Annotated in this window: 10 protein-coding genes, 2 pseudogenes and 1 riboswitch; of the genes and pseudogenes, 4 read left to right on the top strand and 8 right to left on the bottom strand. The window is 71.3% G+C overall.

The window, feature by feature from the left end:
- Nucleotides 1–12: 12 nt before the first annotated feature.
- A complete protein-coding gene (locus BCL76_RS32485; RefSeq protein ID WP_109782959.1) occupies nucleotides 13–1131 on the bottom strand; it encodes a fatty acid desaturase family protein in 1119 nt (372 codons plus the stop codon).
- A gap of 7 nt (nucleotides 1132–1138) precedes the next feature.
- Nucleotides 1139–2194 carry a ferredoxin reductase gene (locus BCL76_RS32480; protein ID WP_109782958.1) on the bottom strand — a complete coding sequence of 352 codons (1056 nt, stop codon included), beginning with the start codon at nucleotides 2192–2194 and terminating at the stop codon, nucleotides 1139–1141.
- Between the two features lie 86 nt (nucleotides 2195–2280).
- On the opposite strand from BCL76_RS32480, the gene BCL76_RS32475 reads away from it, so the two are divergent.
- Together BCL76_RS32475 and BCL76_RS32470 are read left to right on the top strand one after the other, a co-directional pair.
- A complete protein-coding gene (locus BCL76_RS32475) occupies nucleotides 2281–3420 on the top strand; it encodes a PucR family transcriptional regulator (RefSeq protein WP_109782957.1) in 1140 nt (379 codons plus the stop codon).
- A 221-nt stretch (nucleotides 3421–3641) separates the two neighbouring features.
- Complete coding sequence (locus tag BCL76_RS32470) at nucleotides 3642–3902, top strand: hypothetical protein (protein ID WP_109782956.1); 261 nt, start codon at nucleotides 3642–3644, stop codon at nucleotides 3900–3902.
- Between the two features lie 181 nt (nucleotides 3903–4083).
- On the opposite strand, the gene BCL76_RS32465 is transcribed toward BCL76_RS32470, so the two are convergent.
- Nucleotides 4084–4812 carry a TetR/AcrR family transcriptional regulator gene (locus BCL76_RS32465; RefSeq protein ID WP_258310035.1) on the bottom strand — a complete coding sequence of 243 codons (729 nt, stop codon included), beginning with the start codon at nucleotides 4810–4812 and terminating at the stop codon, nucleotides 4084–4086.
- 174 nt (nucleotides 4813–4986) lie between these two features.
- Between BCL76_RS32465 and BCL76_RS32460 the strand changes: the two genes are divergently transcribed.
- Complete coding sequence (locus tag BCL76_RS32460; RefSeq protein WP_109782955.1) at nucleotides 4987–6732, top strand: amidase; 1746 nt, start codon at nucleotides 4987–4989, stop codon at nucleotides 6730–6732.
- Nucleotides 6733–6870: 138 nt separating this feature from the next.
- On the opposite strand, the gene tsaD is transcribed toward BCL76_RS32460, so the two are convergent.
- From tsaD to BCL76_RS40110, 4 genes and pseudogenes are all read right to left on the bottom strand, one after another.
- The gene (gene tsaD / locus BCL76_RS32455) at nucleotides 6871–7929 is read right to left on the bottom strand and encodes a tRNA (adenosine(37)-N6)-threonylcarbamoyltransferase complex transferase subunit TsaD (protein WP_109782954.1); all 1059 of its coding nucleotides are present in this window, start codon (nucleotides 7927–7929) and stop codon (nucleotides 6871–6873) included.
- A 287-nt stretch (nucleotides 7930–8216) separates the two neighbouring features.
- Nucleotides 8217–8933 carry a hypothetical protein gene (locus BCL76_RS32450; RefSeq protein ID WP_109782953.1) on the bottom strand — a complete coding sequence of 239 codons (717 nt, stop codon included), beginning with the start codon at nucleotides 8931–8933 and terminating at the stop codon, nucleotides 8217–8219.
- 298 nt (nucleotides 8934–9231) lie between these two features.
- Nucleotides 9232–11556 (bottom strand): 5-methyltetrahydropteroyltriglutamate--homocysteine S-methyltransferase, encoded by a 2325-nt coding sequence (gene metE, locus BCL76_RS32445; RefSeq protein ID WP_109782952.1) that lies wholly within the window; start codon nucleotides 11554–11556, stop codon nucleotides 9232–9234.
- A gap of 180 nt (nucleotides 11557–11736) precedes the next feature.
- Nucleotides 11737–11937: riboswitch (cobalamin riboswitch) on the bottom strand.
- 189 nt (nucleotides 11938–12126) lie between these two features.
- A pseudogene (locus tag BCL76_RS40110) lies at nucleotides 12127–12274 on the bottom strand (citrate/2-methylcitrate synthase); the annotation flags it as partial.
- Here BCL76_RS40110 and BCL76_RS40560 point away from each other — a divergent pair.
- Nucleotides 12204–12449, top strand: a pseudogene (locus BCL76_RS40560) (short-chain fatty acyl-CoA regulator family protein); the annotation flags it as partial. The pseudogenes BCL76_RS40110 and BCL76_RS40560 sit on opposite strands and share 71 nt — an antisense overlap.
- 180 nt (nucleotides 12450–12629) lie before the next feature.
- Here BCL76_RS40560 and BCL76_RS32430 read toward each other — a convergent pair.
- The coding region (locus BCL76_RS32430) for a CbtA family protein (RefSeq protein WP_146228469.1) at nucleotides 12630–12833 on the bottom strand (204 nt) is incomplete at its 5' end.

Raw genomic sequence — 12833 nt, 5'->3', positions numbered from 1 at the left:
CGGGACCGGGAATCAGGCCGCGGCGAGCTCCCGCTCGCGGTCCGGTGTCGTGACCTTGGGCTTCTTGTTCGGCAGCGAGAGCCGGAAGACCTTGTGCCACGCCGAGTACACCTGCTTGGGCAGCGGCCCGGTGACGTAATCCAGCTCGTACTTCTCGAACAGGGCGCGCACCTTCACCGCGACCTCGGCATACCGGTTGCTCGGCAGGTCCGGGAACAGGTGGTGCTCGATCTGGTGCGACAGGTTGCCGGTCATGAAGTGCATGGCCTTGCTGCCGCTGATGTTCGCCGAGCCCATCATCTGGCGCAGGTACCACTGGCCGCGCGTCTCGCCCTTGATCGACCGGCGTTCGAAGACCTGCACGCCCTCGGGGAAGTGCCCGCACATGATCACCGAGTGGGTCCAGAGGTTGCGGACCAGGTTCGCGGTGAAGGTGGCGGCGAGCGTGGTCAGGAACGACGGGCCCGAGAGGAGCGGGTGGATCACGTAGTCCTTGAGCACCTGCTTGCGGATCTTGCGGCCCACGGCCCTGGCCCGCGCGCGGAACTCCGGGTTCTTGCGGCGGCGCTTGTGCAGGTTCTTGCCGAGTTCCAGGTCGTAGGCGGCGATGCCGTACTCGAAGAAGCAGGCGTTGAGGAAGTTCCACAGCGGCTGGCCGAGGTGGAACGGGTGCCACTTCTGGTCCTCGTCGACGCGCATGATGCCGTAGCCGAGGTCGTTGTCCTTGCCGATCACGTTGGTGTAGGTGTGGTGCAGCTGGTTGTGCGAGTGCTTCCACTGGTCGGCGGGCGAGACGTGGTCCCAGTCCCAAGTGGTGGAGTGGATCTTCGGGTCGCGCATCCAGTCCCACTGGCCGTGCAAGATGTTGTGGCCGATCTCCATGTTGTCCATGATCTTGGCCACGGACAGCCCGGCGGTTCCGATGAGCCACGCGGGCGGGAAGATCGAGAACAGCAGGACTCCCCTGCTGACCAGCTCGAGCGTGCGCTGCGCCTTGATGACCTTGCGGATGTAGGCGGCGTCCTTCTCTCCGCGGCCGGCGATCACCTCGTCGCGGATCGCGTCCAGCTCGCGCCCGAGCTCCTCGATCTGCTCCGCGGTGAGGTGGGCGGTGGGGTCGATGGCGGTCAAGGTGCTCCTACCGTTCGATGTCGCAGGGGCCCGCCGCGGCGGACACGCAGGTCTGGATGAGGACGTCCGGTCCGGCCTCGGTGATCTCGCCGGTGCGCAGGTCGCGGACGGCGCCGGCCGTGAGCGGCGTGACGCAGCCGAAGCAGATGCCCATGCGGCACCCGGACGGCATGAGTACGCCGGCCTCCTCGCCGACGTCCAGCAGCGGCGTGGCGCCGTCCGCCTCGACGGTCTTGTCGGTGGCGACGAACGTGACCTGGCCACCGTCTCCGGTGACGACGACGGTGGGGCGGAAGCGTTCGGTGTGCAGGCGCTCCGGGACGCCGTGCTCGGTCCAGTGGGCCTCGGCGGCGTCGAGCAGGCCCGCGGGTCCGCACGCCCAGGTCTCGCGCTCGGCCCAGTCGGGGACGAGTTCGCCCAGGCGGGCGATGTCGAGCATGCCGTCCGTGTCGGTGTGCAGCTCGGTGAGGCGCAGCTTCTTGTCCGCGACCAGGTCGTGCAGGTCGGTGCGGAAGATCACGTCGTGCGGCTTCGGTGCGGAGTGGACCATGACGACGTCGTCGAACTCGGTGTCGCGCAGCATGCCCATCGCCGGCGTGATGCCGCTGCCGGCCGTCAGGTAGAGCACCTTGGCGGGCTTGGCCTCCGGCAGCACGAAGTCACCGGTCGCCTGGTCGAGCTGGATCAGCGTGCCCGGTTGCACCCTGCGGACCAGGTGGTTGCTGACCTTGCCGTCCGGGATGGCCTTCACGGTGATCGTGATCCGGCCGTCGCTGCGGTTCGTCGGCGAGGTGACCGAGTAGGCACGCCACAGGCGCACCCCGTCGACGTCGACCCCGATCCGCACGTACTGACCGGCCGTGTGGCCGCGCCAGCCCCGTCCCGGCCTGATCACGATGGTCGCGGCGTCACCCGTCTCGGGGTGCACGGCCTCGATGCGCCCCCGCAGGTCGCCGCCCGCACGCAGCGGGCTGACCAGGTCGAGGTAGTCCGACGGCAGCACCGGCGTCGTGACCATCTCCAGCAGTTTCCACGCCCTACTGCGGAGGGCTGCACTCGTCATGCCCCCAGCTTGATGTGCTTCAGGGGATAGAGTCCTGTCCGTAGGACGTGAATCTGATCGGTTGAATTGTTCGCAAGGAACAAAAATTGAGCCATGCAGCTCGGAGGGCCAGCGAACTGGTCCTGGATGAGACGACGGTCACCGCGCTGCGGGCCGTACTGAGGACCACTGCGGACGAGGTGGTCCAGGCGATCATCGACGAGGTGCCGCCCTACGCCAACGCACTTTCGGGCCGCATGGGCGCCACCATCCGCCGGGCCGTCCGCACCGCCCTGGGCCTCTACCTCGACCTCGCGAGCGGGAACACCACGGGCGGCGACGCCGGCGAGGCGGCCTACGAGCTGGGCCGCGGCGAGGTCCGCGACGGCCGTTCGATGGACGCCCTGCTCAGCGCCTACCGGGTCGGCGCCCGCGTCGCCTGGCGAGGCCTGGCCTCGGGTGCCGTACCCGCGGGTCTGCCCGCCGCCCAGGTCGCCAAGTTCGCCGAGCTGACCTTCGCCTACATCGACGAGCTCTCCGCCGCGAGCGCCGCGGGCCACGCCGACGAACTGGCCGCGCGTGGCCGGGCCCACGAGCGCCACCTGGAACAACTGGCCCGTGACCTCCTCTCCGGCGCGAGCCCGGACGTGCTCCTCGCCGCTGCCGGGCGGGCCGGGTGGCAGCCGCCGGTTTCGCTGACCGCGGTCCTGCTGCCCGCCGCCCAGGCCCGGCCGGCCTACCGCACGCTCGACCCGAACACCCTGGTCCTCGACGATCTGCCGGACGCCTCCGGCGTGCTGCTCGTCCCCGACGCCGACCGGGCACATCTCCTGAGGCGGCTGCCCGACCGCACCGCCGTGGTCGGCCCGGCCCGGCCGTGGACGCGTGCGTCCGCCTCGTACGCACGAGCCGTACGCGCGCGCTCCCTCTCCTGCGACATCCGCGACACCGAGGACCACCTGCCCGAGCTGGTACTGAGCGCCGATGCGGACGCGTTCGCCGACCTGCGTGCCCGAGCCCTCGCACCGCTGGGGACCTTGCCGGGCGCGACCGCGCGGCGGCTCGAGGAGACCTTGCGGGCGTGGCTGCTGCACCAGGGCAGGCGGGACGAGGTGGCGGCCGCGCTGTTCGTCCATCCCCAGACCGTCCGGTACCGGATGTCGCAGCTGCGGGAGCTGTTTCCGGATCTCGGGGCGCCGCACCGGGTTCTCGAACTGACGCTGGCGGTCGGACTCCGAGCGGGCTGACGTGCCCTTCGACCGTCGCCCGGTCAGGCCGTCGCCGGGCAGATCAAGGTCGCCGTCCTCATCGACTCGGTCACCGCCGCCGCCCTCGCCGCCCTCTTCCTGCTCCGCCGCGACAAGGTGTACAGGCGCCTGTACGAGGAAGAGACTGTGAACGATGACGCCGACGGCATCCCCGACATCTACCGGCGGGCGAACGCCGCGGAACGCTGATCGGAGCGCCCATGCGCCAGGCTCTGTTGACCGTCGCGGTGATCCTCGCGGCCTGGATCATCAAGACGGCCGTGACCGAACTCAGGCACCCGGGCTCGGCGTCCCGCGAATGGGCGTTCTTCCAGGACTCCCGCGCGCTGAGCTGCGGAGCGGTGACGGCTGGACTCCTCGGCCTCGTCGGGTGGCTGCACGCCGGTGGCGAAGGGCTCGTGTGGGCGCTGCTCGCCGCTGCCCTCGCGGCCTACGCCCTATCGAAGGTCCGCTCCGGGTAGACGCGCGGTCCTGCGCCGCAAAGACGTATCCGGGGTGCGGTGAATCGGTGGTAGTCACCCCCTCGGCGTATCCGCCGCGCCGTGGTCGACCGGTGAAGTCGAAGGGCCGGGTGCCGGGGCGGGCCATGTCGCCCATGCGCAGGAAGGCGACCTCATCGACGGCGCCGTTCGGTCCTCAGGATCATTCGGTGGGAACGGCCGGACGTAGTTCTCGTTCGAGGACGGACAGGGCGAACGCGTGCGGGGAGGCGTGCTGCCAGCGGGACCGCCCGAGCATCACGTCCTCGGAGAGCCCGCTGAGCATGGCCACGGCCCGGATGGTGAACTCGGGGAGATCCACGTCGGCGAACTGTCCCAGGTCCCGCCCCTCGCGGAGGATGGCGTCCAGGCGCTCGTCCCAGCCGTCCAGCAACTCGGTGAGGATGCGTCGGCCCGCTTCGTCGTGACGCTGGGCCAGTACCCGCGTCCACAGTGCGTAGCGTTCGTCGCCCTGGTGCCGGGGCAGGTAGAAGCGGACGAACAGGTCCAGCTTTTCGGCGGGGGACGCGGCCTCGTCGGCTGCCTGCTGGAATCGGGTCCAGAGGTCCGCCTGGCTCCAGGCGAGGACTTCGAGCAGGAGCCGGTCCTTCTTGCCGAAGTGGTAGAGGATGTGCCCGGTGCTCATGCCGGCCCGCTCGGCGATGTCCGACATCCGCACGGCCGCTGAGCCCTTCTCGGCGATGACGGCGATGGCCGCCCGCATCGCCCGCCCCCGCGCCTCGTCCCCACTGGGCTGACGCTTCCTGTCGGCCGAGGCCGGGGCCACCGACCGGGAGGCGGCGTCGGCCCCGGCGTCCGCATCGGCCGACCCGATCGCGCCCTCCGGCAGGAGGTGGGTGGAGGGCGAGGGCCCCGTCTCTGGCGTCGGCATGAGCTCACTTTCGGTTACGGAGATCCAGGCCCCAAGTCTAGGTTCCAAAAATCTAGACTTCTGATCTAGACTAAAAATCTAGTCAGGACGATGGGGAGTGTGAAGGCCGGCATGCGCGGCCGCCCCGACGGCCGGCAGCCCGCCTGTCCTACTCAGCCAACCGGGAGAACCCGCATGACGCGCCGTTTCGATGTCTTCGATGTCGTGGAGACCTGTATCGCCGACCTGCGCGCGGCGCTGGAGACGGGCGAGGTGACCGCCGTCGGCCTCCTCGACGCCTACCTCGCGCGGATCGACGCGTACGACCGGCCCGGCACGGCCACCGCGCTGAACGCGATGGTCGTGATGAACCCCGACGCACGCGCGGAGGCGGAGGCCTCCGACGCCCGCCGCGCCCGCGGCGAGACGCTCGGCCCCTTGGACGGCATCCCGTACACCGCGAAGGACAGCTACCTCGCGAAGGGGCTCACGGCGGCGTCCGGCTCCCCCGCCTTCGAGCACCTCGTGGCCCAGCGCGACGCCTTCGCCGTCGAACGGCTGCGGGCGGGCGGAGCCGTCCTCATCGGCCTGACCAACATGCCGCCGATGGCGAACGGGGGCATGCAGCGCGGCGTGTACGGCCGCGCGGAGAGCCCGTACAGCGCCGACTGGCTCACCAGCGCCTACGGCTCCGGCTCCTCCAACGGCTCCGGCACGGCGACGGCGGCGTCCTTCGGCGCGTTCGGCCTGGGCGAGGAGACCTGGTCCTCGGGCCGCGCCCCCGCCTCGAACAACGCGCTGTGCGCCTACACCCCCAGCCGGGGCGTGATCTCGGTGCGCGGCAACTGGCCGCTGGTGCCGACCATGGATGTCGTCGTCCCGCACACCCGCACCATGGCCGACCTGCTCGAACTCCTCGACGTCATCGTCGCCGACGACCCGCACACGCGCGGGGACCTGTGGCGCGCCCAGCCGTGGATCCCGCTGCCGTCCCCCTCGCAGGTACGGCCCACCTCCTACCCGGCCCTCGCACCCACCGACACCGAGGCCGCTTCCGGCGCGCTCGCGGGCAAGCGGGTCGGCGTACCCCGGATGTACATCAACGCCGACCCCGACGCCGGAACGAACCCCGACGGGGGCATCGGCGGCCAGACCGGGCAGCGCATCGACACGCGGCCCTCGGTGATCACCCTGTGGGAAGCCGCACGCCGCGACCTTCAGGCCGCCGGCGCCGAGGTCGTCGAGGTCGACTTCCCCGTCGTCTCCAACTACGAGTCCGACCGCCCCGGTGCTCCCTCGCTGCTCACCCGCGGACTGGTCAGCCGCGAGTACCTCACCTTCGAGATCGAGGACCTGTCCGCCTGGGCCTGGGACGACTTCCTGCGCGCCAACGGTGACCCGGCGCTGTCCACCCTGGCCGACGTCGACGGCTCCCGTATCTGGCCCAAGCAGGACGGCGAGCTGCCCGACCGCTACGACGGCTTCGACGACACGATCGGCGACTACCCGCGCTTCGTGCGGGAGCGCCCGTACGCGTCCCCGGCCGACATGCCGCACCTGGAGCAGGGGCTGCGCGGTCTGGAGGAGACGCGCCGCGTCGACCTGGAGGAGTGGATGGACGGGCTGGGCCTGGACGCGGTGGTCTTCCCCGCGGTCGCCGACGTGGGTCCCGCGGACATGGACGTCGACGCGGCGTCCGCCGACCTCGGCTGGCGCAACGGCGTCTGGGTCGCCAACGGCAACCTGGTCCCCCGCCACCTCGGCATCCCGACGGTGACCGTGCCGATGGGCACCATGGCGGACACCGGCATGCCCGTCGGCCTGACCTTCGCGGGCCGCGCCTACGACGACAACGCCCTGCTGACTCTCGCCGCGGCCTTCGAGCGGACCGGCAGCCGGCGCACGGCACCGCCGCGTACGCCGCACCTGCCGGCGCGGTGACCTGACGTCGGCGGCCACCCGGGCCGACGGCCGGCCCGCCGTGGGGAGGGTGCGACATCCGACCACGCCCTCCCCACGCGACAACTCACGGCCGGGCGAGCGGTTCGGTGCCGGACACCCGGCGTACCGCTGCGACGCTCACGCCGCTCTCACCGCCGGCCGGGCGACGGGGTGCAGGGCGGCGTACTCCAGGGGCGCGGACGGGTCGATGGACATGTCGAGTTGGGCGGGGTCCGAGCCGGCCCGGACCAGCAGGTCGCCGACGGCGGCGATCATGGCACCGTTGTCGGTGCACAGGGTCAGGGGCGGCACCCTCAGCTCGACCCCCGCGGCCGCGCACCGCTCCTCGGCCAGGGCCCGCACCCGTGAGTTCGCGGCCACGCCGCCCACCACCACGAGCGTGCGCACGTCGTACTCCCGGCAGGCGGCGAGCGCCTTACGGGTCAGAACGTCGGCGACGGCCTCCTGCAGCGAGGCGGCGCCGTCGGCCACAGGAAGTTCCTCTCCGCTCTGGCGGTGCTGCTCGGCCCAGCGGGCAGCGGCCGTCTTCAGCCCGGAGAAGGAGAAGCCGTAGGGGTGCGCCTTGGAACCCAGGAGTGGGCGGGGGAAAGCAACGGAGCAGGGGTTGCCACCGCGGGCGGCGCGGTCGATGGCCGGCCCGCCCGGGTAGGGCAGACCGAAGACCCGGGCGACCTTGTCGAAGCACTCCCCGGCCGCGTCGTCGATGGTGTCGCCCAGGTGCAGGATCGGATCGCGGACCAGGTCGCGTACGAGCAGCAGCGAGGTGTGGCCGCCGGAGACGATGAGCACCATGCAGGGGTTCGGCAGCGGCCCGTGCTCCAGGGTGTCGGCGGCCACGTGCCCGGCGAGGTGGTGCACGCCGTACAGCGGTACACCGGCCGCGTACGCGAGGGTCTTCGCCCCGGCCAGACCGACCTGGAGGGCACCGGACAGGCCAGGTCCGGTGGTGACGGCAACCGCGTCGAGGTCACATAGACGCAGCCCGGCCTGGTCGAGTGCCTCTTGGACAACCGGGTTGAAGGCTTGGAGGTGTGCGCGGGCAGCGATCTCCGGCACCACGCCTCCGAAGCGCGCGTGCTCGTCCATGCTGGACGCCACCACATGGGCCAGCAGTCTCCCGCCGGAGACGATGCCCGCGCCCGTCTCGTCGCACGACGACTCGATCCCGAGCACCACCGGAGCTGCCACGGCTACCTCTTTCACACTTCACACGCAGTTGCACAGTATGCGCAATAAGGTACTCCCTCGGCGTGGCCAGGGTGGACGCGCTTGTTCGGCCGTAGCGGCTGCCCGTGCGGTCCGGCCCCGGACCAGCACTGCGCCGGCAGGCCCCCGACCGCGCCGTCTCCGGGGGTCGGAACACCGCGATGGGCCAGGGCTCTTCGGACCTCCCGCGCCTGAGTGACGCCAGGGACCGGCAGCCGGAACCATGTTGCCGTGCCGCTGTGCCGCGGCCGTGCGTGTCAGGCTCCGCCCAGTGCCTCTGCGTACGTGGTGAGCGAGTCCACCTGGTCCGTAGTCAGGTGGCGGACCTCCCAGACGAGGGAGGCGGTGTCGAGCGTCTCGGGAGTAGGGATCCGGGGAGCGGCCGGTGCCGGGTGGCCGGTCAGGGCGGCCAGCACCACGACGGGTACCCCGAGGACGGCCGCGAAGCCCTGGAGCAGTTCCGCGTCGAGCGGTACCGCGCCCCGTCCTACGGCTCCGATGGTGGAGCCGGCTTTGCAGACTCCGGACATCAGGCACATGGCCTTGGCCACTCCCGACCAGTTCAGGTTGCGGAGTTCGAGCATCCGGACGAGGAGCGAACCGAAGCTCGGGGGGTACTGCTCGTACGGGCGTCGCTGCAGCGGAACGAGGAGTTCCGCTGCCACTGTCATGGAGCGGGCCCGGTTGCACAGCAGTTGTCTCTCGTGGGCGGGCAGGCCGAGGCAGCGGAACACCAGGGAGCTGGAGGCCCCGGCCATCGCGTCGAAGTGCCAGGCGGTCTCGGGCAGCGGGAGGTCGGCGGCGAGCAGCAGGTCGTGAGGACGCAGTCCGGTCCGTTCCGCGAGGTCCTGGAGGTGGTCCTCGGTGGGTGGCCAACCGGCGGAGAGGCCGACGGCGCCCGCCAAGCGTGCCAGGCGCACGGCGGGGGCCGGGTAGGCCGCGGCGGGAGGTTCAGGGGACGGGGAGGGCTTCATGGTTACCGTGTTCCTGCTAGGGGCGATGCGGGAGATCCCGCTCGGGACAGCCTCCACGAGACCGTCCCCGATGATCATGCTCCCGGCCGGACCCAAGTAGACAGCCTGCCCCCTGAGGTACTGCGCCCGTACTCCTTCGGCGCCGGCGCCGGCAGGAACTGCCCGTCCAGCCACGATGCTTCGGGGTTTGTGTTGCGCCACGCGTGACCTCCCGTCGCCGGGCCCACGCATGAGCCCATGGGTTCACGGCCGGTCGTGGGCCGGCGCCCCTGAGGACGCCGGCCCACGACCGGTTTCATCAGGACCCGTCGGTCGCGAGTTCCGTACGGATCTCTCGGGCGGCGGTGACCAGGTTCTCCAGGGAGGCGCGGGTCTCCGTCCAGCCGCGGGTCTTCAGGCCGCAGTCGGGGTTGACCCACAAGCGCTCGGCCGGGATGGCCTTGAGGCCGATGCGGAGCAGGTCCGCGGCTTCCTCGGCGGAGGGGACGCGCGGGGAGTGGATGTCCCAGACGCCCGGCCCGGCCTCCCGGGGGTAGCCGTGTGCGGCGAGTTCGCGCGCCACCTGCATGTGGGAGCGGGTGGCCTCCAGGCTGATGACGTCGGCGTCGAGGTCGTCGATGGCCTGGACGATGTCCCCGAACTCGGCGTAGCACATGTGGGTGTGGATCTGGGTGTCCGGCCGGACACCGCTGGTGGTGAGCCGGAAGGACTCGGTGGCCCAGGCCAGGTATGCCGCGTGGTCGGCGGCGCGCAGCGGCAGAGTTTCACGCAGGGCGGGCTCGTCGACCTGGATCACCGAGGTACCGGCCGCCTCCAGGTCGCCCACCTCGTCGCGCAGGGCGAGCGCGACCTGGCGGGCGGTGTCGCCGAGGGGCTGGTCGTCGCGGACGAAGGACCAGGCGAGCATGGTGACCGGGCCGGTGAGCATCCCCTTGACCGGCTTGGAGGTCAGGGACTGGGCGTACGAGGTCCAGCGGACGGTCATCGGTTCGGGGCGGGAGATGTCCCCGGCCAGCACCGGCGGGCGGACGTAGCGGGTGCCGTAGGACTGGACCCAGCCGTGCTGGGTGGCGAGGTACCCGGTGAGCTGTTCGGCGAAGTACTGGACCATGTCGTTGCGTTCGGCCTCTCCGTGCACCAGGACGTCGATGCCGGTCTTCTCCTGGAAGGAGATCACCTCCTCGATCTCGCCCTTGATGCGCGCCTCGTAGCCGGCCGTGTCGATCCGGCCGGCCCGCAGATCGGCGCGAGCCACGCGCAGCTCGTCGGTCTGCGGGAACGAGCCGATGGTGGTCGTCGGCAGCAGCGGCAGGCCCAGGTGTGCCCGCTGGGCGGCGGTCCGCTCCGGGTAGGGCTGCGCGCGCCGTCCGTCGGCATCCGTGACGGCCGCGGTGCGGGCCCGGACCGCGGGGTCGTGGGTGATGGCAGAACTCGCGCGGGAGGCCAGATCGGCCCGGTTGGCGGCGAGTTCGGCGGCGATGGCGTCGGTGCCCTGGGCGAGACCGCGGGCGAGGGTGGCGATCTCGGCGGTCTTCTGACGGGCGAAGGCCAGCCAGCGCCGGATCTGCGGGTCGATGTCCCGCTCGGCGGCGGCGTCCAGCGGAACGTGGAGGAGGGAGCACGACGCCGCGACGTCCACCTGGTCGGCGAGGCCGAGGAGGGTGCCGAGGGTGGTCAGGGACTTCTGGTGGTCGTTGATCCAGATGTTGCGGCCGTTGACCACACCGGCCACCAGGCGCTTGCCGGGGAGCCCGCCGACGGCGGCGAGGTCGTCCAGGTTCGCCGCGCCGGCCTCGGTGAAGTCGAGGGCCAGGCCTTCGACGGGCGAGGCGGCCAGAACCTGGAGGGCCTGGCCGAGGCGGCCGAAGTAGGAGGCGATCAGCAGCTTGGGCCGGTCGGTGAGGGCGCCGAGGTCGCGGTAGGCGCGGGCGGCGGCGTTCAGGTCTGCCGGGGTGCGGTCCTGGACCAGGGCGGGCTCGTCGAGCTGCACCCAGTCGGCGCCGGCCGCCCGCAGGGAGGCGAGGACCTCGGCGTACACGGGGAGCAGCCGGTCCAGGAGCGTCAGCGGCTCGAAGTCGGCGGCCACACCCGGGGCGGGCTTGGCCAGGAGCAGGTACGTGATCGGGCCGACCAGGACCGGGCGTGCGGTGTGCCCGAGGGCGAGGGCTTCGCGAAGTTCCGCGACCTGCTTGGCGGGGTCCGCGGTGAAGACGGTATCGGGGCCGAGCTCAGGGACGAGGTAGTGGTAGTTGGTGTCGAACCACTTGGTCATCTCCAGCGGCGCCACGTCCTGGGTGCCGCGCGCCATGGCGAAGTAGCCGTCGAGTGCGTCGGCCGCGACCGCGGCCCGGTGCCGGGCGGGGACAGCGCCGACCATGACGCTGGTGTCCAGGACGTGGTCGTAGTACGAGAAATCACCGGTCGGCACTTCGTCGATGCCGGCGTCGGCGAGCTGCTGCCAGTTGGAACGGCGCAATTCGGCTGCGGTGGCCTGAAGGGCGTCGGCGGTGACGCGGCCCTTCCAGTAACCCTCGACAGCCTTCTTCAGTTCGCGGTTCCGGCCCTGGCGGGGGTAGCCGTACACGGTGGCTCGTGCTGCCGCGGCTGCGGGCTTCGCTGTCACGGAACTCTCCTTCGCGAGATGTATCCAGGAACATCCCGGCGACGGGACGCGGACGCGAAGGGAACGACGGAGCGGGCGGACCACGCCGCGGGGACGATGCCGCAACTGCCGCTCGCTGTGTACGCCGACCCGCCCACGAGGTCACCGGGATATCCGCACACGGAATCGTCCGCGTGCGGGCAACGGGCAGGTCTTCGGACTCGCGGGCACGCCTGCCGGTCTCCCGGCGGGCACCTACTGGCCGTCGCTTCCCAGGACCGTTGTCCGGTCCCAGTGCGTATGACGGCGGTCGTTCCCGCTCACCGCTGCGGGGCAGTCCCGGATTCCCACCGGGTTCCCTCTTACGACGCATCCCATCTGGCGGACGGGGCGAACCAGCTGCACCGGCCACCCTAGGCCGTTTCACCAGACTGCGAGAACGATGGTCCACATGTCGGACGTCGGAAATGAGACGGTACGCCGCCTCGCCCGCGCGTCCACGGCCCGGTACGGCCGGTACGGCCGGTACGGGACATGTGGTCGTGGTCGAGGCAGGACGTGAAGCGTGCGCCGGCCCCAGGAGGCTCTGAGCGGTACGTCGCGGTGGTCGGGGCCGTCGTAGGAAGCGAAGGGACGGATGCGGGAGTTGTGGGGCGAGCTGTTCGGTGATGTGGGAGGTCCAGCCGGTGATGCGGCTCATCACGAAGATCGAGGTGAAGGCGGGGATGTCGAAGCCCATGCCGGTGAGTTCACCGGTGGCGAGTTCCCCCAGCCGACCTGCGGTACGAACGAACCGGTCCTGGTCCTCCGGGGCGACGATGCCTTCGCGCGGCACGGCCGTCGACGACCCTGCCAACGCCACCCTCATCGGTCTGGGCTGCCGGATGTGCGAGATCCGCGACTGCGCGCAGCGCGCCCGTCCCACGATCGGCGGCCGCTTGGCGGTCGACCCGGACCGCAGCAGCCAGGTCCCCCTATCCGGTCGACGACGGCAGTCGACGGGACTGAAGGGGCCCCGGGCGGGCAACGGACAGAACCCTGTCGCTCCGGAACGTCCGGGGCGACAGGGCTCTGTAGGTGGTGCTGTGCGCGGATCAGCCGAGGGCCGACGCCGGCTGGGGCGCGGCCGTCTCCGTACCCGCCGGATCGGCGCGCGCGGCCAGGAGCTTCTGGGCGAGGACGCCGAAGACGATGGCGAACACCGCCCACAGGACGAGCTGGACGGCGAGCGAGGCGACCCGGAACTCCCACAGCAGGGCGGCGGGGAAACCGGGCTGGACGGCGTCGCTGTTGTCCGG

It is taken from the genome of Streptomyces sp. CG 926 (assembly GCF_003148825.1).
GTDB lineage: Bacteria > Actinomycetota > Actinomycetes > Streptomycetales > Streptomycetaceae > Streptomyces.
This window is presented reverse-complemented; position numbering and strand designations above follow the sequence as displayed.

Bases quoted from the DNA above. Each gene is read 5' to 3' on its own strand.
- BCL76_RS32480 (WP_109782958.1), bottom strand. From the start codon at position 2,194: ATGACGAGTGCAGCCCTCCGCAGTAGGGCGTGGAAACTGCTGGAGATG.
- BCL76_RS32470 (WP_109782956.1), top strand. From the start codon at position 3,642: ATGCGCCAGGCTCTGTTGACCGTCGCGGTGATCCTCGCGGCCTGGATC.
- BCL76_RS32465 (WP_258310035.1), bottom strand. From the start codon at position 4,812: ATGCCGACGCCAGAGACGGGGCCCTCGCCCTCCACCCACCTCCTGCCG.
- BCL76_RS32460 (WP_109782955.1), top strand. From the start codon at position 4,987: ATGACGCGCCGTTTCGATGTCTTCGATGTCGTGGAGACCTGTATCGCC.
- BCL76_RS32450 (WP_109782953.1), bottom strand. From the start codon at position 8,933: ATGAAGCCCTCCCCGTCCCCTGAACCTCCCGCCGCGGCCTACCCGGCC.